This is a genomic window from Acinetobacter sp. GQ146 (assembly GCF_059758585.1).
The window spans coordinates 215,904-239,424 of the sequence record NZ_JCAXDV010000004.1 but is presented as its reverse complement, the minus strand read 5'-3'; the positions used below and the strand labels follow the sequence as shown (position 1 = coordinate 239,424).

General features: G+C 44.5%; 17 protein-coding genes. 8 read left to right on the top strand and 9 right to left on the bottom strand.

Features of this window, described 5'->3' with window-relative positions:
• Positions 1-2 precede the first annotated feature (2 nt).
• The 5 genes from AC6CHI_RS09080 to AC6CHI_RS09060 all read left to right on the top strand — a co-directional run bounded on the left by AC6CHI_RS09080 (position 3) and on the right by AC6CHI_RS09060 (position 10,648).
• A complete protein-coding gene (locus tag AC6CHI_RS09080; protein WP_498120831.1) occupies positions 3-3,722 on the top strand; it encodes a UvrD-helicase domain-containing protein in 3,720 nt (1,239 codons plus the stop codon).
• A gap of 62 nt (positions 3,723-3,784) precedes the next feature.
• Positions 3,785-5,533, top strand: coding sequence for an exodeoxyribonuclease V subunit alpha (gene recD / locus AC6CHI_RS09075; RefSeq protein ID WP_498120829.1), 1,749 nt, complete (start codon positions 3,785-3,787; stop codon positions 5,531-5,533).
• 1,077 nt (positions 5,534-6,610) lie between these two features.
• Positions 6,611-6,880, top strand: coding sequence for a 30S ribosomal protein S15 (gene rpsO, locus AC6CHI_RS09070; RefSeq protein ID WP_004637724.1), 270 nt, complete (start codon positions 6,611-6,613; stop codon positions 6,878-6,880).
• Positions 6,881-7,126: 246 nt separating this feature from the next.
• A complete protein-coding gene (gene pnp, locus AC6CHI_RS09065) occupies positions 7,127-9,214 on the top strand; it encodes a polyribonucleotide nucleotidyltransferase (protein WP_458892685.1) in 2,088 nt (695 codons plus the stop codon).
• Positions 9,215-9,412: 198 nt separating this feature from the next.
• Positions 9,413-10,648: a magnesium transporter CorA family protein gene (locus AC6CHI_RS09060; RefSeq protein ID WP_498120827.1), complete on the top strand. Its 1,236-nt coding sequence runs from the start codon at positions 9,413-9,415 to the stop codon at positions 10,646-10,648.
• Positions 10,649-10,779: 131 nt separating this feature from the next.
• On the opposite strand, the gene AC6CHI_RS09055 is transcribed toward AC6CHI_RS09060, so the two are convergent.
• The 7 genes from AC6CHI_RS09055 to AC6CHI_RS09025 all read right to left on the bottom strand — a co-directional run bounded on the left by AC6CHI_RS09055 (position 10,780) and on the right by AC6CHI_RS09025 (position 18,546).
• Entirely contained in the window at positions 10,780-11,055 is a 276-nt protein-coding gene (locus AC6CHI_RS09055; RefSeq protein ID WP_498120826.1) for an HP1242/YdcH family protein, read from the bottom strand.
• A gap of 85 nt (positions 11,056-11,140) precedes the next feature.
• Complete coding sequence (locus AC6CHI_RS09050) at positions 11,141-11,479, bottom strand: chaperone modulator CbpM (protein ID WP_458892554.1); 339 nt, start codon at positions 11,477-11,479, stop codon at positions 11,141-11,143.
• A 10-nt stretch (positions 11,480-11,489) separates the two neighbouring features.
• On the bottom strand, positions 11,490-12,446 hold the full coding sequence (locus AC6CHI_RS09045) for a DnaJ C-terminal domain-containing protein (protein WP_458892555.1): 957 nt from the start codon (positions 12,444-12,446) through the stop codon (positions 11,490-11,492).
• 293 nt (positions 12,447-12,739) lie between these two features.
• Entirely contained in the window at positions 12,740-13,204 is a 465-nt protein-coding gene (locus AC6CHI_RS09040) for a DUF2147 domain-containing protein (protein WP_498120825.1), read from the bottom strand.
• Positions 13,205-13,502: 298 nt separating this feature from the next.
• Positions 13,503-14,378, bottom strand: a complete 876-nt coding sequence (gene hslO, locus AC6CHI_RS09035; RefSeq protein ID WP_458892557.1) for an Hsp33 family molecular chaperone HslO — start codon at positions 14,376-14,378, stop codon at positions 13,503-13,505.
• A gap of 50 nt (positions 14,379-14,428) precedes the next feature.
• A complete protein-coding gene (locus AC6CHI_RS09030) occupies positions 14,429-16,270 on the bottom strand; it encodes a monovalent cation:proton antiporter-2 (CPA2) family protein (RefSeq protein ID WP_498120824.1) in 1,842 nt (613 codons plus the stop codon).
• Positions 16,271-16,323: 53 nt separating this feature from the next.
• Complete coding sequence (locus AC6CHI_RS09025) at positions 16,324-18,546, bottom strand: primosomal protein N' (RefSeq protein ID WP_498120822.1); 2,223 nt, start codon at positions 18,544-18,546, stop codon at positions 16,324-16,326.
• 152 nt (positions 18,547-18,698) lie between these two features.
• Between AC6CHI_RS09025 and gspF the strand changes: the two genes are divergently transcribed.
• The 3 genes from gspF to AC6CHI_RS09010 all read left to right on the top strand — a co-directional run bounded on the left by gspF (position 18,699) and on the right by AC6CHI_RS09010 (position 20,993).
• Positions 18,699-19,904, top strand: coding sequence for a type II secretion system inner membrane protein GspF (gene gspF / locus AC6CHI_RS09020; RefSeq protein WP_498120821.1), 1,206 nt, complete (start codon positions 18,699-18,701; stop codon positions 19,902-19,904).
• Positions 19,905-19,934: 30 nt separating this feature from the next.
• Positions 19,935-20,372: a type II secretion system major pseudopilin GspG gene (gene gspG, locus AC6CHI_RS09015; protein ID WP_458892561.1), complete on the top strand. Its 438-nt coding sequence runs from the start codon at positions 19,935-19,937 to the stop codon at positions 20,370-20,372.
• A 279-nt stretch (positions 20,373-20,651) separates the two neighbouring features.
• Entirely contained in the window at positions 20,652-20,993 is a 342-nt protein-coding gene (locus tag AC6CHI_RS09010; protein ID WP_498120820.1) for a hypothetical protein, read from the top strand.
• Between the two features lie 68 nt (positions 20,994-21,061).
• Here the strand turns inward: AC6CHI_RS09010 and lnt are convergent, their stop codons facing one another.
• The gene (gene lnt, locus AC6CHI_RS09005) at positions 21,062-22,621 is read right to left on the bottom strand and encodes an apolipoprotein N-acyltransferase (RefSeq protein WP_498120819.1); all 1,560 of its coding nucleotides are present in this window, start codon (positions 22,619-22,621) and stop codon (positions 21,062-21,064) included.
• The gene (locus AC6CHI_RS09000) at positions 22,618-23,457 is read right to left on the bottom strand and encodes a CorC family transporter (RefSeq protein ID WP_458892565.1); all 840 of its coding nucleotides are present in this window, start codon (positions 23,455-23,457) and stop codon (positions 22,618-22,620) included. Before AC6CHI_RS09000 ends, lnt begins: the two co-directional genes overlap by 4 nt.
• Positions 23,458-23,521 lie beyond the last annotated feature (64 nt).

Here is a 23,521-nt window from a genome sequence, read left to right as displayed (position 1 = left end):
AGATGACGACGACTCCGAGAGCTGCCACGATTTCTTATCATCCGATCGTGGATATGCAGTTTAAAGGCTTACACTGGATTGAAGCTTCGGCAGGCACTGGAAAAACCTTTACTTTATCCAGTTTAATGGTGCGGATATTTTTGGGGGAATATTTACCCAATCAGGTGATTGCCACCACCTTTACCCGTGCTGCCGCAGCCGAATTAAAGGGGCGAATTCGCAGTCGTTTGGTTGAAACTTTACGATTTTTTGAAACGTGCCAGAGCCTGACGCAAGCCGAACTGCAACAGAAAATCACGCAGGAAAGTGATCCGCTCTATCAAAAAGTGTTGCAGGATTATGCTCCGCGTGTGGACTATGCACGGGAACGCTTGAAACTGGTCATTGATCAACTGGATGAGCTGTTTGTCGGTACATTGGATAGTTTTAGCCAGAAACTGCTGCGCGAGTTTGCATTTGAAAGTGGCAAAATTGAACGTGCCGAAATTACCGACGATGCTCAGCAATATACCCGACAGCTTATTCATGATGTGTTGCGTGAGTGGATTCAGCAGCAGCCCCAAAAGATTCTGGACTATCTGCTGCTGAATAAAAAATTAAAATCGCAAGATGCTTATGTGGGCGTGGTGGAAAACAGTTTGAATTTTGCTTCTGCGCATTTTCAGGTTGTGGATGCGCCCAAGGTAGATTTGGCGGGCTTTAGCACCCAGCTTGAACATTTGTTGGCACAGGATTGGAGTCTGCTTAGTAGCTTGGCCGACTACTATGCCGCCGATGGTGTTCATTTTAAGATCTTGGCGAAAAAATGGCGTGATGACGGCAAGTTAGAACAGCTATTGACCCTTAAACTCCCTGAGTTGCTCACGGCCTTAACCCAACAAGGCGTCTATGCCTTATTTGCGCCTTTATATGCCGACACCTTAAAAAACCTCACCGATTTAGTCACTAAAAAAGCACTGAATAAATGTCCAGAGGATGTGTTGCAAGGTTTTCAACAACATCCACTGCTTGTTGTTCTGGCTCATTTTATTCAAAGTCTGGAGCAGCTCACATTTGATCTAGACACTTTAGATAGCTATTTACAGTTTTATTTGGCTTCCGAAGTCAAAAAACGCTTGCCGCAGGTATTGCAGCAAAAGGGCGAAACCACCTTTGCGCAGCAAATCCGCACTTTGGCTGAGGCGCTGCAAGATACGCAGGGCCGCCGCTTTGCGCGCTTTGTGCAGGCGCGTTATCCGCTGATTCTGGTTGATGAATTTCAGGATACCAACCAAGACCAAGACAATATGTTGGCGAGGATTTGGCGTGATGCACAGCATTGTGCCCAAGGCTGCATGATTATGGTGGGTGATCCGAAACAGGCCATTTATGGCTTTCGTGGCGGAGATATGCTGACCTATAACAAGGCTCGAGCCGATGTACTTGCCAAGCAGGGACATTTATATAGTCTTAAATATAACCATCGTTCTGTGGCGGAGTTGGTGACGGTGGTGGATGCCCTGTTTCAACGACAAACGGAGTTTGGTGAAGAGGTGCAATATACCACAGTAGAGGCGGGTTCACGACCACACCCTGCTTTGGTGGATGCACAGGGTCAAAATCATCAACCTTTACGTTGGCTAATGCTGCAAGACAAGAACGATGAATTTATTCAGGTGGCGTGGAAAATCCGGGATTTGCTCAATCAGGGAATTCAACAGCAACTGTACTTGGCAGAAGCCACAGGCCAGCGCGCCGTCGATGAAAATGATATTGCCATTTTATCCAAAAGCCATGATGGACTCGATAAAGTCCAGTATGAATTAGAACGCTTGGGCATTCGGGTCAATCGTCCATCCAAACGCAGTGTATTTGACAGTGTCATCGCCAAGGATGTGGCAGCAATTTTGACTGCGATTATGCATCCCTATGATGAAGGCAAAGTGAAACGGGCTTTGCTGACCCGGATGCTGAATTTCCAACTGAGTCAGTTAATTCAATTGGAACAGCAGCCTGCGGGTTTAAGCCAGTTTATTGAAGATTTTGATTACATTCGGGAAATGTGGTTTAACACCGGCTTTTTACCAGCTTGGCAGTATGCCTTAAATGTGTTTAAGGCCTGGTCGAATGTGGTTGCGAGCCAAAGTCGTGACAATGAGCGCTGTGTGGTTAATTTAAGGCATTTAACTGAATTGTTGAGTCAGCATAGTGAGCATTTTCAGGGGCCTCAGGCTTTATATCACTGGTATTTAAAACAGATTCAAAGCCCGAGTGAGCGGGAATGGGAGCTAGAACGGAAGCTGTCTAACGAGGCAGGCGTACAGTTGATGACCATTCACCAGTCCAAAGGGCTGGAGTTTAAAATAGTCTTTTTATTGGGGGCCGATAAAAAGTTCAGTGAAATGAACAAGACCCTGAATTTTTCTACCCAAGCCTTGGTTCACCCGTTAACGGGGCAAACCGAGCTGCAACGGGTGATTGCCATCAATGACAAGCATTTATTGGATGAGGTGGCGATCCAACAGCATAATGCACGGGCTGAAGCCGAGCAGCATCGTTTGTGGTATGTGGCACTCACCCGTGCCAGTCATCGGGTTTATGCCATGCTGCAAGATCATGCAGGAAAATCCGCAACTGGCTTGGCATTTTGGCGCGGGCAGGCGGAACAGGTCTTTCAGCATCCTTATAGTGGGGATGAAGCGGTGTTGAGTGCATGTCCGAGTGCATTAAAACCCCAGCAGCAATCGCAAATTCCGGAACTCTTTGCAGCCGAATTCCCGACCCAACGCTTTTATCCTCGAGGCAAAACCAGTTTCAGTGCCTTGGCGCAGCATTTAACTCGTCAACAGGTGTTGGATGCTTTGGCACAGCAGCGTGAAGTCACACAAAGTGCAGCGGATGAGTTTCATCTAGATGTAGAGCCGATTATTGAAGATGTAGCGATTTCTCAACCAATTCCCTGGATTCAGCGTCAATTTCCGATGGGCACCTTGGCGGGAAATTTCCTGCATGAAATTTTTGAGCACATTGATTTTCAGCAGCAACAGGACTGGAAAACTGAAATTCGCCGTCGTTTTAAAAATGACTATCCGAGTCTATGGCAGAACTTGTGTGACAAATATCAGCAAGAGTTTCAGTCTGTGGATGAGGAGCAGTTGTTGACCTGGATGCAGGAATGGCTGGCTCAGGTGGTATCGACGCCTTTGCATCAGCAGTTTTGCTTAAAGCACCTTTCGGCAGAAGCACATCTGGCGGAATTCCCTTTTTACCTGTCTCTTTCTAACCATGTATTGGCGATTAAACGCATTCAAGATTTATTTGCAGAATATGGCATTGTGATGCCGGAGCTGAATGCTGCAAATTCAGCACGATACTTAACGGGCTCTATCGACTTGGTCTATTTTGATGGCGAACGCTACCACATTGCCGATTATAAAAGTAACTTCTTGGGAGCCGATGTGCAGGACTATCATCCAACCCAAATACAGGACAGCATGTCGCATGCCAGTTATTGGTTGCAGGCCGGACTGTACTTGGTGGCCCTGCATCGCTATTTGCAAGTCCAGTTTGAAGGTTATGCGATTGAGCAACATTTAGGTGGAGCCAGTTATTTGTATTTACGTGGTATGCAAGGCGTAGCAGGGCTAGGGGTTAATACTTGGTGCCCAGAGGCCGAGTTTATTCTGCGTTTGGATGCAATATTGGGCTATTTTGCTGAAGTAGCGGTGCATAAAAGTGCATAGTTGCGCTGAGCTTGTATTAAAAAACAATGAATTAGATTGTGGATAACTTTGAGGATAACTGTGTGGAAAACAAGCAGGCATTGCAATTAACTCCCGACTGGATTGCACAATGGAGCCAATCGATCCAACAGCCCCCTTTTTGTGCAAGCCCAAATCTACAGGCCGATACGCTGATCCAGTCTGTGCTGGCAGCGATGTTACAGGGCAACAGTTGTGTACCAATTCAGGCCGATACATCGCAAATCTTAGCTAACTTGGCGGTTAGTGCCGAGCAAGTCGCGCCTGGCGTCGCGCCCTTCATTTATGACTCACAGTATTTATATCTGTATCGCTATTGGAAGCTGGAAGATGGTTTGGCGCGGCATGTCGCACGCTTGCAGCAGCAAGTGGTGCCAACCGTCGATGCACAGGCTTATGCCACGTTACTCAGTGACCCGCATCAGCAGCAGGCACTGCAGATGGTCTGTCAGCACGCCCTGAATATTATTACGGGTGGGCCCGGTACAGGAAAGACTTATACCCTAGCGCGGATAATTGCCGTGTTAAACCAGTCTTTACCCAATTTGCGTATTGCGATGGCTGCACCGACAGGTAAGGCTGCGCAGCGCATGAAAGAAGCCCTGCAAAAGGCATTGAATGATGAAAAATTGCAACCTTTGGTCACGCCAGCGCTGAAACAATTAAATCCAGTCACTTTACATCGGTTATTGGGGCTGGGGCATTCTGCCCGTCCTCGTTATCATGCCGAACAGCCTTTGCCTTATGACATTATTGTGGTGGATGAGGCTTCAATGCTAGATCTTAATCTGGCCAGCATGTTGTTCGCTGCCGTGCCGAGTCAAGCCCGTCTGATTTTATTGGGGGATGCGAATCAGCTAGCTTCGGTGGACGTGGGCGCGGTATTGGCGGATTTACAGCAAGTTCAGGCATTGCAACACAATAGGGTCAATTTACAGACCAGTCGGCGCTTTGATGGTCAGGCCTTGATTGGACAGATGGCCCGTTTTATTCAGCAACCGCCAGAATCAGCATCTACCGCAGCATTATTACAACAATTTCATCAACAGGTGGTTGAACCGACTGAAATTCGCGCTGTGCCATTGAAAGCGCAAATGCCGAATGTGTTGCAACTGGAATATTTAAGTGCGGATCTTACTAATCCAGAGACTTATTACGATAAGTTAATGCTAGGCTATCATCACTATGTTGAAGCCTTAAAAACACATTTAACTGCGGAAGATCCTGAAGCTTCTATTCAGCACGTGATTCAGGTCTTTGATGACTATCGGATTTTGGCTGCAATCCGTCATGGCGCTTTGGGCTTAAAACAATTGAATCAGCAGATTGAGCAGCGTTTACTCAGTGCCTTAAGTCGCTATACCACCAAGCAAGGGGATTGGTATGTGGGTCGTCCCGTGATGATGACTTATAACGATTATCAGTTGGGCGTGTCGAATGGGGATATCGGGATTTGTTTCAAACGGCAACGTCAGGGACAAGCACAGTTTGAAGTCTACTTCCCGAGTTTAGAGAAATGGGTTTTAGCAACGCGCTTACCGAAAAGTATCGAAACGGCTTTTGCACTGACCATTCATAAATCCCAAGGTTCTGAATTTACCCATACGGCTGTGGTACTCGATGCTCAAGCACAAAACTTGTTAAGCCAAGAGCTACTGTATACCGCCATTACTCGGGCTAAAACCGTTGTGAGCCTGTTGGTAGATCCTCAGGCATTAATCCAAGCCTTGTCGAAAAGAACAACGCGCATGAGTGGTGTTTTAGAAAAAATAAAGGGTCTTTTGGATTATTAATCTGTGCTAAATAATCGGTGTTCTTGTACGAAAAAGCTTACATTGATTCGAGATATTTGCGCATAGAGCTTTTATTCGGTTTCTGAGAAGATGAGTTCACATAAAGAGCACAACACGGAACGTTGAGCCATAATCGCAAAAGGATAATAACAAAGTCAGGATATGACAGCGAACTTACAGTGAAGTAGGTGAATGAGGAAACTTACAGCCGCTAAGCCTTGTAGTTTTGGGAGAGACTACAGGGCTTTTTTATTGCCTGTACTTTTATATTTAGTCCAATATTCCGATCAGAATCCGCCAGACCATTTAGCCCGCTCATGTAAGTTAAAGCGTACATTGAGTTAGGTAAAACACCTCTATGCTTTTTGCTTTGTTGTGGCAAAATATTACACATAAGGACATCTTGGTGGAAACAAGGACTGTTGTCACAATAAGCGCATTATGCGCAATAACTAAAATAAAAATAACAATAAATATAAGAACTACAGCGCAATGAGAAATGCCCAAGTTATGCTTGGGCATTTTTCTTTTGGAACTTGATCGCAATAATGGTTGGCAAAATGTATCACAAATACATCTTATTTAAATTTGATGCAATTAATGTTTAAAGTTGGAAATTGCGAATCTGAGCACATTATTTTGTTCAATTTGCATATTATTTCATGCTCTCCACCGTTGCCGAGCAAATCTGATCTTGAGTTTTAAACTGTATCTCGAAACTGCGACAAGCTTAATTCTTGCATCGTGAATTCTGGCTAAAGACGGAAGGGCTGATGCAATACGCTGGCTTGCTTGTTGAAATATCGGCAACGGTATCCAATAGAATGTAAATTATGATTATCTATTCAGTATTTCATGTTGTGCGCTTATTTTCATGATATTTGACAATTTACGGAGCCAGATGTGATTTATTCATGCATTATTTTTGTTTAGTAAATTTAAATAGTGCGCATATTTTGCAATCATCGGCATTTTCCCTTAAAATAACGCTCTTGCTGTAGTGATGCACGGCAGTCAATTGAGCAATCGATTGATTCGTATCAAATGTAACTTTTTTAAGCATCTCGGAGAAATCGAATGGCTTTAACAAACGCAGATCGCGCAGAAATCATCGCTAAATTTGCTCGTGCTGAAAACGACACTGGTTCACCAGAAGTTCAAGTAGCTCTTTTAACTGCTCAAATCAATGACTTACAAGGTCACTTCAAAGAGCACAAACACGACCACCATAGCCGTCGCGGTCTTATCCGTATGGTTAACCAACGTCGTAAGTTACTTGACTACCTAAATGGTAAAGATCATGGCCGTTATGTTGCTTTGATCGGTGCTTTAGGTTTACGTCGTTAATTCGATTGAAACTTTTATTTTCGGATTATTGCATGTTGAATGCTGTATTGCTGAAAACTAAAGAATATCTAGCTTCGTCTAGATAAAGGGGAAGGGGCGAATGTTTCGCTCCTTCTTTGCGTTTAAAAATAGTGTTTCTAGTGAGGTCGGCTTCTAAGCTTTGTCATTTGCACAAACTTTAGGTTGTGAATGCCAAACCTTAGGGGTCTCCACTAGAATAAAATCAGGAAAGAAAAATATATGTCGATGTTTAATATCGTTCGTAAAGAATTCCAATACGGTCAGTACAATGTAGTACTAGAAACTGGTCGTGTTGCTCGTCAAGCAAACACAGTTTTAATCACGATGGGTGGTGTAACGGTATTGGTTGCCGTTGTTGCTCAACCAACAGCGAAAGCGGGTCAAGACTTTTTCCCACTCACTGTGAACTACCAAGAAAAACAATATGCTGCGGGTCGTATCCCAGGTGGTTATGGCAAACGTGAAGGTCGTGCTTCAGAAGCTGAAACTTTGATTTCACGCTTAATCGACCGTCCAATCCGTCCGTTGTTCCCAGAAGGCTATTACAACGAAATTCAAGTAACAGCCACTGTTGTGTCTTCTGACAAAACTATGGATGCTGATATTGCGGCAATGCTCGGTACTTCTGCGGCATTGGCTATTGCAGGTACACCGTTCCGTGGTCCAATTGGTGCTGCGCGTGTTGGTTTAATCAACGGTGAATATGTTCTTAACCCGAACTTTGAACAAATGGCACAATCTGACCTTGACCTTGTGGTTGCAGGTACAGAATCAGCAGTATTGATGGTTGAATCAGAAGCAAAAGAACTTTCTGAAGACCAAATGCTCGGTGCAGTGCTTTTCGGTCATGACGAAATGCAAATTGCTGTACAAGCGATTAAAGAGTTTGCTGCTGCTGCGGGTGCAACTGAGTCTACTTGGACTGCACCAACGAAAAATGAAGAGCTTCGTACTAAATTAAAAGAAGCGTTTGAAGCGAAAATTTCTGAAGCGTACACGATTGCTGTTAAGCAAGACCGTTATGCAGCATTAGACGCGATTCAAGCGGAAGCGGTTGCTCAGTTCGTTCCTGAAAATGATGAAACAGGTATTGCGGATGACTTGAACGAATTGTTCGAAGATTTGAAATACCGTACGGTACGTGACAACATCCTTTCTGGTAAGCCACGTATTGATGGTCGTGACACGAAAACTGTACGTGCATTAGACGTACAAGTGGGTGTGTTAGGTCGTGCACACGGTTCAGCATTGTTCACGCGTGGTGAAACTCAGGCGTTGGTAACTACAACTTTGGGTAACACGCGTGATGCACTCATGGTTGACACGCTTTCAGGTACTAAAACTGACAACTTCATGTTGCACTACAACTTCCCTGCATACTCTGTAGGTGAGACAGGTCGTGAATCTGGTCCTAAACGTCGTGAAATTGGTCACGGTCGTTTGGCACGTCGTGGCGTACAGGCTGTTCTTCCAGCGGCTGACCGCTTCCCGTACGTGATTCGTATTGTATCTGACATTACTGAATCAAACGGTTCATCTTCTATGGCTTCTGTATGTGGTGCTTCATTATCCCTTATGGATGCTGGTGTTCCATTGAAAGCACCTGTTGCGGGTATCGCAATGGGTCTAGTGAAAGAAGGCGAGCGTTTCGCAGTTCTTTCTGACATCTTGGGTGACGAAGACCACCTTGGCGACATGGACTTTAAAGTAGCAGGTTCTGCCAACGGTATTACTGCACTGCAAATGGACATCAAGATCGAAGGCATTACTGAAGAGATCATGGAAGTTGCGTTAAACCAAGCGTATGCAGGTCGTATGCATATCTTGAATGCTATGAACCAAGTGATTTCACGTGCGCGTCCAGAGATTTCAATGCATGCGCCTACGTTCCAAGTCATCAACATCAACCCAGATAAGATTCGTGACGTGATTGGTAAGGGTGGTGCAACTATCCGTGCAATCACTGAAGAAACTAAAGCGGCAATTGATATTGAAGACAACGGTACAGTACGCGTCTTTGGTGAAACCAAAGCTGCTGCACAAGCGGCGATTGCGAAAATCCAAGCGCTTACAGCTGAAGTTGAACCAGGTACAATTTACACTGGTAAAGTGATTCGTATCGTTGAATTCGGTGCATTCGTGAACATTCTTCCGGGTACTGATGGTTTACTTCACATTTCTCAAATTTCAAATGAACGTATTGCTAATGTTGCAGACGTATTATCTGAAGGTCAGGAAGTGAAAGTACAAGTTGCAGATGTCGACAACCGTGGTCGTATCAAGTTAACGATGAAAGATATTGAGCAAGTTTAATCTTGAATTAAACTGACTTAAAAAAGCCCGCTCATTGAAGTGGGCTTTTTTTATGTCAAAAAATGAGGAAGATTGCTTGTCGATCAATGCGGGAAAGTTTGTGGTGAAATTGCGATAAAGATGAATAAGTTAAAAAATATGCAGTACACTCAAGCCTATTAAAACAGTCAACAGCACCAGCATAGAGTGATGGGATCGATGCAAAGTTATTATTTTTATCAACATCCGACCGAAGCACATTTGTATGTCCAGCAGCAGCTCCGTGAAGATATTGAGCCCGAATTTATTTGGATCGACAGTACCCGTGAAGATGTAGTGAATCATGCTGAACACTGGCAAGCACAAATCTATGAATTATCGGGTGTGAGCTTAAATGAATTCCATTTAAAGGATATTCTGAATTTAGAACATCCGTGTGCTTTTGATGCGATGGAAGATTATGACGTCTTGATTTTCCGTAAACTGATTACGCCCGATGACAAAATTCAAATCGGAGAGCAAGCACTCGAGCAGCATGAGCGATTTTTTGGATTATCCACCACACCCATCAGTTTCATTATGACCGCTCAAGTCCTGATTACCGTGCGTGAACGGGGGAATCGTGTCATCGAGCAATATATCGAGCGAATAAATGCGATTTCTGCACGCTCACAAGACGAGCAAAACAAGCCAAGAAAACTCTCGCAAAGCCCGCTCGACTTAGCATTACGTCTCCTAAATGCCATGGTCGACGGTTATTTGGACTTGCGGGTACCTTTGACCCGACGGGTAGAATATTGGCAGCAGGAGTTGTTACAAGGTCACCGACGCTTTACCAAGTGGAACCAATTGCTACAAGAAAATATGGCGTTTCAGCAGATTGAAAATTTGTGTGAAGAACAAATTGAAGTATTGCAGGAATTGCGCGATGAGATCGTCGAAAACTTTGCCCATTTAAAGCCGAAAAAACGTTCTGAAAAGCGTGATCTGGTGTTGGTACGGACCGATGATCTGGTAAGCCATGTGGAACGGATTCAAAAACATACTACGCGTTTGCGCAGTGCAGTACAGGCTGCGATAGAACTTCATTTTTCGGCAATTGCCAACCAGACCAATGAAAATATGCGCATTCTCGCCATTATTACCGCTATTTTTGCGCCCCTTACTTTGTTGACTGGCATTTATGGCATGAACTTTGAGTTTATTCCTGGGCTGAAATCTCCGATTGGGTTTTGGATTATGTTGGTGGTGATGCTGATTACCACGGTGTGGCTCATTTTGTATTTTTATCGCCGGCATTTGGTGGGGCGAGGCGAGAAAAGTGTGATTGATATGCTGGCACAACAACATCAAGACCAGCATGTGGGGCTATTGTGGTTCTTGGATTACGAGCCGATTAAACAGGGGGTTAAAGTCACGATCAAAGAAGTAGAAAAACTGACGAAGTTAAAATAAGCCTGCTCAAAGACAGAAGATGTCATGATAATGACATCTTCTTCTTTTATGCTGCGTCTATAAAGAGAGTTTAATTTTTTGTTTTTGATGAGCTTTTAATTATTGTTCCCGCTCGTATGCATCATCTTCGCCTATTTGAATACATCCTGAACTTGAGTATTGGCATGGTGCTGGAGCAGACGATAAATTTCGTCCTTGAGGCGCAGTTTTTTCCGTTTTAAGGCTTCAATATCATCATTGATGCGAAAAACGGGATTCAGCTCTCGTTGGCAAATCTCCTGATCGAGATCTGCATGTTCTTCAAAAATTCTTGCAAAATGCGGATTTTCTTGTCGCAATTGCGGAATAATCTCACGATGTTCGGGAAACATGAGTTTGACTTTCTTGTTACATTCTTTTGTTTTCATGGCAACCGTTTTACTCTTCTGTTAGTGCTGAAAGAAAACAACCCATTGCTTGATGATTAATCAAAAAATGGGTTGTATGACAGGTTTATGATTGTTGAATATGGGAATGCCGAACTTGGCGCCGTAGTTGTTGGACTTCATCAATTAAATCCAGCATCATGGCGACCGCCGAAAAACTGGCATCAAAATCCCGTTGTAAGCGGTAGGCTTTACGCGCACGTGAAACATCTTCACCAAAGAATTGATGAATTCGATCTTCTGGGCGAGACGGTAAAATGTCGTATTCTAAAAGTTGTAACACCCATTCAGGGCTTTGACCACAGGCTTCGGCAAAATGTTTTAAATCGAAACTACGATGTTCATCGACGATTTCTGCGGTGCTATAACCGTCGCAAATAATTTCACGATAATGAATTGTTGTCATAGCGTTCTCCTTAAAGTTGTCGAGGCTTAAACTGCTGAAAAGCTTGAGCAAAAGCTTGGTAGGCTTGCTGTTCTTGCTCGGTTTGAGCAGGTGGATTCACAATGTTAAGAATTAAAAATAAGTGTCCTGGTGTTTTATTGGGAATCCCTTGATTCTTTAAGCGTAATTGTTGTCCCGTATGGGCATTTTTGGGTAAGTTCACCTGCACTTTGCTCCCTGCTGGAGTCAGCAATTCAATTTGCTGGCCAAGCGCAGCTTCCCAAGGACTCACTGGAACGGTGTAGTAAATGTCTGCACCTTCGACCCGAAACTGTGCGGTATCCTTGTAATAAATTTCAATATACAAATCCCCGTTTTCTCCGCCACGGATGCCTGTTTGTCCTTGACCCGATAAACGAATCTGTTGTCCTTCTTTCATGCCTTTGGGAATTTTGACTTGCAGGGTTTTGCGTTGTACCTCAGGTTCACCATAGGCATTAATGCTCGGAATTTGCATGGTGATTTGCTGTGAGGTGCCATGAAATGCCACATCTAAATCGACTTCAATCCGTGCATGCTGGTCTTCACCACGAAAGGACTGCTGTCTTTGCTTGTACTGATAGTTACTTCCTCCAAAGCCTGTGCCAAAGCGACCAAACAAATCTTCAAAGCCCGAGAAGTCTGAACTGCTTCCCTGACCAAACCCCTGCCGATAATATTGGGCACCATCAAATCCAGATTGACCCGCTTGCCCGCCAAAGTTGGCGAAACCTTCGGGATGATCCAGAATGAAGTCGTATTCTTTCTTCTTTTCCTCGTTACTGAGCGTATCGTAAGCCACATTGACTTCTTGCATTTTGGCTTCGGCATCACTCTCTTTACTGATATCGGGATGGTACTTACGTGCCAACTTTCGATATGCTTTTTTTATTTGGTCGGGGGAAGCTTCGCGTGTTACCCCAAGGATCTCGTAATAATTCTTAGGCATATGAGCATAGTAGTATTGATGATATTTTCACCAATATTATTATGTCTTTCTGAAGCAGGGAAGTAGTGTAGAACTGTTGATATTTGTTTCAAATCATGACGGTGCAATGGCGATGTGCCTTTTAGGCAGCACAGATTTTTCCTTATTCTGAGAATATTGAATGACTTATATTGATTTATGCAAATGCAATGCAATTTAACGAACTGAAACCTGCACCTTCTGGTGTATGTCATATGCCAGATTCATAAAAAAAGCCCGAATCGGGCTTTTTTATAACAGAAATCGGGTGTGCATTAAGGCACTTTAATCCATGTCATATGCCGTACATTGGCCGAGCCTGCGACCTGACCACGAATTTGTAGATATTTATTTTGCTGTCCTAGACGCGCTTCTGAAACATATAAATGTCCTGAAACGGGGTCCAGAAAACGTCCCTCGATATATTGATCCCGATGTTCTGGGTTTTTCTTCAGTCCCGATAAAATGGTTAAACCCAGAACGGGCTGATTTTTAAAACTTCCTGGGCATTTTTGGCAAGTGGTTAGCTTGTCCTTACCTGCAATAGCGCGAATTTCGGTTACTTGCGCTTGATAATTCCCCTGCGGATCTTTGCTGATCACGACATCGGCCAGTGAATGTCCTGTACGATCATCCACGGTTTTCCATTTCCCGAGCAATGGGTCGGTTGCGGCAAAGGTGTGCAGGCTGCAAAGAAGGGTAGACATCAAAACCGTGCGGGAAAGAAACGTTGTTCCCATGAAGGAATACCTCATTGTATAAGTCGAAGTGGTATGAATCACATATTAAAATTATGGATTTATTGTCATGATAGGACGCAGTAAACAGTATTTTTGTTGTCTTGGTCGCAGTCTTTTATAGAGTGTTTGCGGAGTTGAAATATATACGATTTTAGTCCAAGAGCCGAAAACTTAGGGGAGGACTATAGGATGGGGAGTTATTTTTTGTTGTGGTTGCAACCGAAGAATTCATTCGGCAGCACAGATCTGCCTATTGGTGCATGTAGACATGTTCCAACAGGCAGGGATGGCGGTGAATTTAGCTGAGATGCTCGCCAAATAATGCCAGTGCTTCTTCTGCGGTGAATTGATATTGCGTATTACAGAATTGGCAATCCATGGTAATTGGATTTTGATGCTCTAGGGTTTCACGTACAGCCTCGACCCCAATTTGTTGCAGGGCATTGGCACAACGTTCTTTAGAACAGGTACAGCCAAACTGTAATTGCTCTACTTCAGGCAAGCGGACATCTTCTTCGTTATACAAGCGATACAGAATTTCATTGGCATCTAATTCGGTCAGCTCATCAACTTTGAGCGTTTCCGTCAGCATGGTCAAACGCGGCCATAAATCTTCATCTACGCGCTGCTGTTCTTCTTCATTGATACGTGGTAACAGTTGAATCAGTAAACCACCTGAGCGCTGTGCGGTACTCGCTAACACAATACGAGTCGGAATTTGTGCCGAGAGGTCGTAATACTGCATCAAGCAACCAGAGAGTGTCGGTTGGTCTAGGGGTACAATCCCTTGATAGCGCTCGCCAAACTCAGGCTCAATGTTAATAAACAACACTGGGCTCAGCAAAGCTTTCAGCACTGTGCTGCTGTCGCTTGCAGCTTGAAAACGCGGATCTTCTTCATAATCCGCCAAGGCGCGGACTTCACCTAAATGGTTGCATTCCGCCATGGCCCATTTAAATGTTCCAGAGGCTTGAATTTGTAAGCTGATACGCCCTTTAATTTTTAGCGTGCTGGCCAACAAGGCGGTCGCACTGAGCATTTCGCCCAGTAAAATTTGCACGGCTTGTGGGTAGTCGCGTTGAGCTAGAATGGTTTGTAAGGTTTCTTCTAAATGAACGACTTCACCACGCACAGGGCAATCTTCAATATAAAAGCGTTGACGTATATCAGACATAATTTTCTCCAAAACCCTGCTTTAATGGTGGCGATATTGTAAAACACAAGTCATTTTGCTTCATCTCGTGTCACATCTATTCGGGTAGAATCTAAACCGCGCTGTAAATCGACGCCTGTTTCGACCGCACGAATTTCTGCATCGCGCTCAAATAAATGTTCCAGTTCAGCTAGGGCATTGCGATGCGATTCATATACCTTCTGTTCGTCGGTATAGACGCGTTGTTGCTGTGCCAGGAGCTGTTCATCATAATCGCGAAAGAGCTCAATACTTTTCTTGGCATCGCTGTCACTGACACCCAAATCACACAAGGCACGATACGCCATGCCAAGCGAAGATAAATAGGTTTCTCGCCAAATATGCTTCACACCTAAGTCACGTAATAAGTGTACATGATGTCGGTCTCGTGCTCTGACTAATAACTGTAACGTAGGGTAATTCAGGCAGATATGGCGTGCCACATTCATCGAGTCTTCAATATCATCAATGGCGAGAACAAAGACTTTGGCCTGTTCAATTCCCGCGGCTCTTAAAATGTCAGGATGGGTGGCATCACCATAATACAAATGTCCCCCATAGTTCCGCACAAAATCAACTTTTTCCAGATTGCTGTCGATGGCCGTAAACTTTTGGTGTTGCAGATGGGCCACCCGTGCAATGGTTTGTCCAAAACGACCAAAACCTGCAATGATCATGGCCGGTTGCTGATCCAAAATTTCATCATAAGCGGGTACTGTGACAGGCGTAAGATGGGGCACAATTCCTTGGCGAATAATCCAGTATAGAACTGGGGTGAGGATCATCGAGATAATCACCATTAAGGTGATAGGCGCGATAATCGCTTCTGTGAGCAGTTGTTCAGTTTGTGCCACGCTGAATATGACAAAAGCAAACTCTCCACCCTGTGCTAAACAACTAGCCAGTAGCAAGCTGTTGGGCCAAGACAACTGGAAATAACGGGCAATGGCCGTTAAAAGGGTGAATTTAGTCAACAGCAAGAGTAGTGCACCCGCCAAGATAAATAGCGGTTGTTGCCATAAAAGCTGAATTGGGGTCAGCATCCCTACGGTTATAAAGAACAGTCCCAGTAACAGTCCTTTAAAAGGCGCAATACTGGCTTCCAGTTCATGCCGAAACTCAGAATCCGCCAGTAATACTCCCGTTAAGAATGCACCTAATGTGGTGCTGATATTCAGCAGATCCATCAGTAACACCACAGCGAGAACAATGAATAAACTGATCGCTGTAATTAACTCATGTGCACCAGTTTTCACGATAAAGCGAAAAAAAGGTCGAATTAAAAAGCGACTAAACAAAAATAGTCCGGTAAATGCTGCCACGATTGCTGCAAAGTAGGCGATGCCATAATGGGTGGATTCATTGCCCGCGAGTAGGGGAATCACTGCAATCAGCGGAATCGCGGCAATATCTTGGAACAATAAAATTGAGAAAGATTGTTGTCCATAACTGGTATTCAGTTGCTGCTTTTCGGTCAACAGTTGTAATACAAATGCGGTTGATGACAGTGACAGTGCGCTTCCAATCACCAGACTGGTCGCGATGCCTTGTTTTAATACCAAAAATAGAATGGTGCCAATCACAAGGGCCGTAATGCCCACTTGTACACTGCCCATCACAAAAATAGACTGACGCATCGTCCAGAGCCGCTGTGGTCGCAACTCCAACCCAATTAAAAACATCAGGAAAATCACGCCAAATTCAGCTAATTTGTGAATCGCTTCAGGATCATTGGCAATATTTAGCACATGTGGTCCCAAAACAATGCCCGTGATGAGATAGCCTAAGACTGTAGCAATCCCCAAGCGTTTTAGGAGCGGCACCACCAGCAGGGCTGCACCGAGAAAAAGCGTGATTTGCAACAATAACGACATGCCTCTGTCCTGAAAAATGGGTTCTATACTGAAAGTAACAGTTGAGTGTGCATTCAACTCAATTCTTGTGGGTCAATATCCAGACTCAGTTTCATGCTGGCAGGCTTATGTTGCAACATATTTTGCCACCAAGACCGTAAGTAATAGTGTAAGCGTGCACGATCTTGAGACAATAACACCATATGCGCTTGGTAACGACCTGCTTTACGCTCCATCGGTGCTGGAATTGGTCCCCAGATTTCAATACTTTGTGCTGAAATCTCACGTAACTGCTGTGCATATTCACCGAGATACTGCTGATTGTGTTCCTGACTTTTCGATTCACAGCGAATCAGTGCAGCATAGCGGTAGGGCGGGAACAGCGCTTGCTGTCGTTCTTTTAAGGTCTGACGAGCAAATTGGCGATAATCACCATCAACCAAGGTATGCAACAATGGATGCTCTGGACGCAGCGTTTGCAAATAGACATCGCCTTTTCTCTCGCCGCGTCCTGCACGCCCTGCAACTTGCACGATTAACTGTGCTGTGCGTTCTGGGGCACGAAAATCGACACTAAGTAAACCTGCATCAATATCTAAAATAGCCACCAAAGATACATAGGGAAAATGATGACCTTTGGCCAGCATTTGTGTACCCAATAAAATGACAGGCTCACTTTTTTGAATCCGCTCATAAATTTTTTGCCAACTGCCGACCCGACTGGTTGAATCGCGGTCAACCCGAATTACATCAACTTCGGGGAAGAGTTCATTTAAGTGTTCTTCCACTTTGGCGGTGCCCATGCCAATCGGTTTTAGTTCGGTATGATGACATTGCGGACAATGATCGGGCATGCGGTGAATGGTGCCGCAGTGATGGCAATGCAAGTGCTGGTAAGGTTGGGTATGCAAGGTAAAATTGGCATCGCAGTGCGGGCATTTGGCTTGCCAGGCACAGCTTTCGCAAATCAGCACAGGGGCATAGCCACGACGATTTAAAAAGATCAGCACTTGTTCTTTTTTTGCCAGACGTTTATGCATTTCATCCAAGAGGAACTGGCTAAAACCATGCTGCTTACGGCCAACTTTCAGATCGAGAATATGCAGTTTCGGTAATAAGGCTGTACCTGCGCGTTGGTTTAACTCTAAACAGGTCAGTTTGTTGAGATTGACCAAGGCATAACTTTCCATGCTTGGCGTGGCTGACCCCAAGATAATCGGACAGTTTTCTAAATGGGCACGATACAGCGCCACATCACGGGCATGATAACGGAAGCCTTCTTGTTGCTTAAAAGATAAGTCATGTTCTTCATCCAGAATAATTAATCCCAGATTCGGCAGCGGGGTATAAATGGCGGAACGGGTTCCCAGAATAATCGACGCCTTGCCCATTTGCGCACTCTGCCACGCTTGTAAACGCTTGCTGTCGGTGAGACCTGAATGCAGCAAGGCAATATGACAGTGAAAACGGGACTGAAAACGACTGATGGTTTGTGGTGTCAAACCAATTTCCGGCACCAAGACCAAGACTTGTTTACCTTGTTTCAGCACCTCTTGCATAATTTGCAGATAGACCTCAGTCTTGCCACTGCCCGTCAAACCATCCAGTAAAAAAGCATGATAAGACGACAACGATTTGAGTACCTGCTGAATCGCATGTTTCTGATCGGGATTGGCAGTCAAGGGCATTTGAGCCAAGCTCATGACTTGTGGGCTAAAGTCTTTTTGGTCTAAATAGCTTTCACAAATTCCTTTCTTTTCTAAGGCTTTTAAAGTGGCAGTTTCAATGCCGGCCAAATTCAGAATATTTTCCGAGGTGCCTGCAGGATGCAGCTTTAAAATTTTATAAGCATGCTGCTGTTTCTCCGAACGCTTGATTTTTTCCTCAGCATTCAGATCCAGCAAACGCCACATATGTGCCAACAGGTCGTAAGGTTTACCTTGGCGTAACAGGGTCGGTAATGCGCTTTGAATTACCTCACCAATCGGAAATTGGTAATACTGAGCCGCCCATGTCAATAAAGTTAAAACTTTGTGATCTAAAATGGCCTCATCATCTAACAGGGCTTGAATTGGCTTTAATTTGAATTTGGGGTTGCTGGGGGCATCGAGTGCTAGCTTTTCTGTAATCACCCCGATGAGATTGCGTGGTCCGAAGGGAACGGCAACCCGTGCCCCAACCTGAGCACGTGCATAATCTGCAGCGCTAATTTGGTAGTCAAAACAGTCATAGACATGTGCTGGAACGGCAACACGAATACGATAAAGAGGCGATGAAGGCGGTACAGAATTTGGCATAAACAGGTCAAATGTTCCAGCTGAATAGTCGTCGTGTGAAGTCTAGAGTTATGTTAGAGTGAGCGAATAAAATTTATATTCAAGAATATGAATGATTTTAGTGGTCAGACGCAACTGCGCTGAAGGAAATTTTGGAAAATTAGAGCATTACAATGCCTGCATATCAATTTACGGCCATCGATGCTTCAGGGAAGCAGCAAAAAGGGGTACTAGAAGGCGATTCTGCCCGTCAAATCCGTCAACAATTACGTGAGCAAGCTTTAATTCCTGTTGCTGTCGATCCTGTGGAGCAGAAAGATCAGCAGCAAGGCGGGCGTTGGTTCCAAAAAGGAATTACAGCCTATGATTTGGCGTTGTTTACCCGCCAGTTGTCCGTTTTGGTGGCAGCCGCCATTCCTTTAGAAGAAGCATTACGCGCCGTTGCCAAACAAAGTGAAAAAACCCATGTACAGCAGTTGGTACTGTCGGTGCGTTCCAAAGTCTTGGAAGGGCATTCCTTGGCCAATGCCTTACAGCAATCGGGGCGTTTTCCTGAACTGTACCGTGCCACTATTGCTGCGGGTGAACGTTCGGGACATCTGGATCTGATTTTGGATCAATTGGCGGATTACACCGAAAACCGCTTTGCCATGCAAAAGAAGATTCAAGGCGCGATGATCTATCCGATCATTTTAATGCTGATGTCCTTTGCGATTGTGATGGGGCTGATGACCTATGTGGTACCCGATATCGTAAAAACCTTTGACCAAAATAAAGATGCATTGCCATGGATTACTGTGGCACTCATGAAAGCCAGTGAGTTTATTCGTATGGCTTGGCCCTTTTTATTGGTGGTCAGTGTGTTCGGCATGGGGGTGCTATTGCGGTTTTTAAAAAGTACCGCAGGGCATTATGCTTTTGATCGTTTAGCACTCAAACTGCCATTATTTGGTAAATTATCGCGTGGTATTAATGCGGCACGTTTTGCCAGTACCTTGTCTATTTTGACTCAGTCGGGCGTACCTTTGGTCGATGCTTTAAAGATCGGTGCAGCGGTGAGTAATAATTGGGTGATACGGGATGCCGTGAACTTGGCAGCGGAAAAAGTCACCGAAGGCGGCAATCTGGCGACCCAATTAGAGCGCAGTGGTTATTTCCCCCCGATGATGGTACAAATGATCAAAAGTGGGGAAGCTTCCGGTGAGCTGGATCGGATGTTGGCACGGGCATCACATATGCAGGATCGAGAGGTTACCACGCTGATTTCGACCTTGTTGGCTTTGTTAGAGCCGTTAATGCTGGTGCTGATGGCCAGTATCGTTTTGGTGATTGTGATTGCGGTGATGCTGCCAATTGTGAACATGAATAACATGATTTAAAGAGAAAAAGATTTCCAAGAGAGTTGTTGCATGCAAGTGAATAAATATCAAATCAAACAATCGGGTTTTACTTTAATTGAAGTGATGGTGGTGATTGTCATTTTGGGCGTGTTGGCTGCCCTGATTGTTCCCAATGTGATGGGGCGTGGTGAAAAGGCCAAGGTCGATACGACTGCGATTACCCTAAAAGGGGTGGCAGGGGCTTTAGATCAATATAAATTGGACAATAGCAAATACCCATCGATGCAGGATGGCGGTTTAGATGCTTTGGTGAACCAACCCGCTTCTGCCAAAAACTGGATGCAAGGTGGCTATGTCAAAGGCGGCTATCCAAAAGACAGTTGGGAAAACGATATTCAATATATCAGCCCAGGGGCTGAAGGTCGTGCCTTTGATTTATATTCCTTTGGTGCTGATGGTAAAGAAGGTGGTGAAGGTACCGATGCGGATATTTATTATCAGCCTTAATTAAAAAGAGATTAAATCCAGTTTTGAGATTATCACTTTATGTTATGAAATATTCAATTATAGATAAAGTGATAATCTTTCTTGTTTAGGTTTTATAATATAAGATATTGAAAAATAATACATATAGATAATAATTGGTTTTTGAGAGTTATAATAAGAATTATTCCTAACTGTAATGCTTACAAAAATAGTCAACTATGAAGATAAATAGTCTTTTTATTTAAAAAAATCCTTGCATAATGATTTACATAACAAAAAATTGTTGTGGGGGAGAATAGAATGAAAGCATTCGTGATATCAGATCAAATTACCCAATTTCATTGGGCAATGCTGAAATCGGTTGTGTTAATTCTGACTGTTTTGCCCATGATACAAGGTGCATTGACCTTGTGGCAGCATACCGAAGGAAGCAGTCAGATTATGGTGGGCTTTGTCAGCCTAAGTATTGTGACGGCTTGGAGCGTGGTCTGTTTTTTAAAGGCACTCAAGGCCACACTATGGCAATGCAGAGGTCTGTCACACACTGAGCAAGTGGTATTCAAATTGTACCGTTATATTCCCATGCTATTTTTGTCGAGTCTGGCAGCTTATTTGGCAACCCAAGTCACGGTTCTATTTTAGCGTTGAGCAGTGCCAGTGAAATATATGTGTTGAAAAAAAGGGAGATATTGATCTCCCTTTTTTATGTCTTAGCGTCGAGATTTAAAGGAAATATCGACTTTGCGTGGTCGGAAAATCCAGCCAATGATTAATAAGAGCGCTGAGAATCCAAGAATTGGCCAGTCACTCAGGCGGGTATACAGGGTTTGACCTTGCATCGCTGGTAAATCGCCGCGTAACACTGCTTTTTGATCCAGCGGAGCTTGGCGCACGATATGGCCGTGATGGTCAATGAAGGCCGTTACACCGGTATTGGTGGCACGAATAAACCAGCGACCATTTTCTTTGGCACGCATTTGCACCATTTGTAAATGCTGCCAAGGCCCCGCCGTACCAGTAAACCAGGCATCATTCGAAACGGTGACTAAGAAATCACTATTGCTGGCATTGCGTCGGGTCAGATTTGGATAAGCCACTTCATAACAAATGGCCGCAGCTAAGTTATGTTGCTTAATCTGTAAGGGCTTTTGATCGGCAGCACCACGTGAAAAACCGCTCACCGAAGGATCGTTTTGTAAGGCTGGCAGTACCCAACTCAGCATGCCAGACAGCGGAATATATTCGCCAAATGGAACCAAGCGTTGCTTTTTATACAACCCGTCGGCATGATCCCCGAGCGCCATAATACTGTTATAGAACATAGGACTATCTTGTTGTGCCGAAGCCTTTAGATCCCAATACGGAATGCCAGTGACCCAAGAGGTTCCTGTTTTTTGCGCTTGAGCTTTCATGGCATCCAAGAACGGTTGGATATCGGTTTGGAACATCGGAATAGACGACTCCGGCCAGACAATTAAATCCCGTCCCCATTCAGTTCGAGTGAGTTCAGCATAAATCATCAAGGTTTGGGTCTGGTATTCCGTTAGCCATTTCAGGTCTTGCGGGATATTGCCCTGAACGAGGGACACCGTGAGAGGCTTTTCTGCTTTCGGTTGTACAAATTGTAGTTGAGCTGCTCCCCATGCTCCGAACAGTAAAAGCACCGCGGGAATGAGCCAAAAGAATTTTTTATGGAGCATCTCGACCAAGGCACAGGCCAAGAGAATCACCACAAAGGATACCCCAAACACGCCAAAAAGAGGTGCATAACCATCGAGGAAACGTTCGGTAAAGGCATAACCGACGAATAACCATGGGAAACCTGTAAATACCCAAGTTTTTGCCCATTCAAACAACACCCAAAGTGGCGCAAAGGTCAGTGGTGTTTCGGGGAAAAATCTGCGATAAATCCAGGTTTGTAGTGCGGTAAAAAGGCCCATCGCCAGTGCCATGATCGCAATCATAATGACACTGAGTACAGCACTGGTATCGCCATAGACATGGATGGAGGTGTAAAGCCAAAATGCGCCAACAAACCACAATCCGAAACCATAGCCCCAGCCAATGAAAAACGCCTGTTTTGCAGAACGTTGATGTAAGCAGGCATACAGTAAGGCCGGGGAGAGGAGTGCAATCCACCAGTAGTAATAAGGTGCCAAGGCAAAGCTTAGAATGGCACCAGCACTGAGGGAAATCATGAAAGGTAAAATGACGGGGAGCTGTTTTTGTTGTTGTGAAGAATTTAACAGCGCCTGAAAATAAGTTCTCATTTAAGTACAGCTCGAATCAGATGAATAGTACGTGCATCTGCTTCTACAATGGTAAATTCCCAATCGCCAATTTCAATCACTTGACCTTGTAGATCGCTCACTAAACCAATTTCTTGAAGCAATAAACCGCCCATAGTTTCTACTTCATCGTCAGGAAAATCAGCATCTAAAAGATTATTAAAATGTTCAATTGGTGTAAGTGCCTGCACCAACCAGGTATTGGCTGTCTTCGGATCATCATCCGGTACGATGTATTGAGCTTCTTCATCGACCATATCGTGCTCATCTTCAATCTCTCCGACAATCTCTTCAAGAATATCTTCAAGGGTGACCAAACCAGAGGTTGTCCCATATTCATCAATCACGACAGCAATATGGGTTTGCGTGTTTTTCAACATACGTAAGACTTGGTCAGAGCGAGCACTTTCAGGCACAAACAGCGGCTGACGCATCAGTACCCGAATATCGACTTTGCTGGCTTTTTCCGTGAGGAAAGGCAATAAGTCTTTGGCCAGTAAAATCCCGACCACATTATCGGGCTGATCGGATGAAAATACCGGAAAGCGCGAGTGTGCAGATTCAATCAGCACATGCAAAATATCCAGTAATTCATCATCTTCTTGCAGGCTAATCATCGCGGTACGCGGCGTCATGACTTCACGGATTTTGGTTGCAGGCAGGTCAAGCACGCCTTCAAGCATGGCAACAGTATCGGGTTCTAAAAAACGACGAGAATCTTGTACTAATTTTAACAGTTCGTCGCGAGTTTCCGGTGCAGTTCCTAACCACTTTCTTAAGCCACGCATGCCCCACGACGGGCTTGATTCATCGTGCATGATCTTTCCTAAAGGCTCTATATATGAAAAAAATTATTTTCATCATACCTTAGAAAATGCAGAT

Coding starts and splice junctions, on each gene's coding strand:
- hslO (WP_458892557.1), bottom strand. CDS start 14,378: ATGTCTGATATACGTCAACGCTTTTATATTGAAGATTGCCCTGTGCGT.
- rpsO (WP_004637724.1), top strand. CDS start 6,611: ATGGCTTTAACAAACGCAGATCGCGCAGAAATCATCGCTAAATTTGCT.
- pnp (WP_458892685.1), top strand. CDS start 7,127: ATGTTTAATATCGTTCGTAAAGAATTCCAATACGGTCAGTACAATGTA.
- AC6CHI_RS09045 (WP_458892555.1), bottom strand. CDS start 12,446: ATGCCTAAGAATTATTACGAGATCCTTGGGGTAACACGCGAAGCTTCC.
- AC6CHI_RS09030 (WP_498120824.1), bottom strand. CDS start 16,270: ATGTCGTTATTGTTGCAAATCACGCTTTTTCTCGGTGCAGCCCTGCTG.
- AC6CHI_RS09000 (WP_458892565.1), bottom strand. CDS start 23,457: ATGCACGATGAATCAAGCCCGTCGTGGGGCATGCGTGGCTTAAGAAAG.
- gspG (WP_458892561.1), top strand. CDS start 19,935: ATGCAAGTGAATAAATATCAAATCAAACAATCGGGTTTTACTTTAATT.
- AC6CHI_RS09010 (WP_498120820.1), top strand. CDS start 20,652: ATGAAAGCATTCGTGATATCAGATCAAATTACCCAATTTCATTGGGCA.
- AC6CHI_RS09025 (WP_498120822.1), bottom strand. CDS start 18,546: ATGCCAAATTCTGTACCGCCTTCATCGCCTCTTTATCGTATTCGTGTT.
- AC6CHI_RS09040 (WP_498120825.1), bottom strand. CDS start 13,204: ATGGGAACAACGTTTCTTTCCCGCACGGTTTTGATGTCTACCCTTCTT.
- AC6CHI_RS09050 (WP_458892554.1), bottom strand. CDS start 11,479: ATGACAACAATTCATTATCGTGAAATTATTTGCGACGGTTATAGCACC.
- lnt (WP_498120819.1), bottom strand. CDS start 22,621: ATGAGAACTTATTTTCAGGCGCTGTTAAATTCTTCACAACAACAAAAA.
- AC6CHI_RS09055 (WP_498120826.1), bottom strand. CDS start 11,055: ATGAAAACAAAAGAATGTAACAAGAAAGTCAAACTCATGTTTCCCGAA.
- AC6CHI_RS09060 (WP_498120827.1), top strand. CDS start 9,413: ATGCAAAGTTATTATTTTTATCAACATCCGACCGAAGCACATTTGTAT.
- gspF (WP_498120821.1), top strand. CDS start 18,699: ATGCCTGCATATCAATTTACGGCCATCGATGCTTCAGGGAAGCAGCAA.
- AC6CHI_RS09080 (WP_498120831.1), top strand. CDS start 3: ATGACGACGACTCCGAGAGCTGCCACGATTTCTTATCATCCGATCGTG.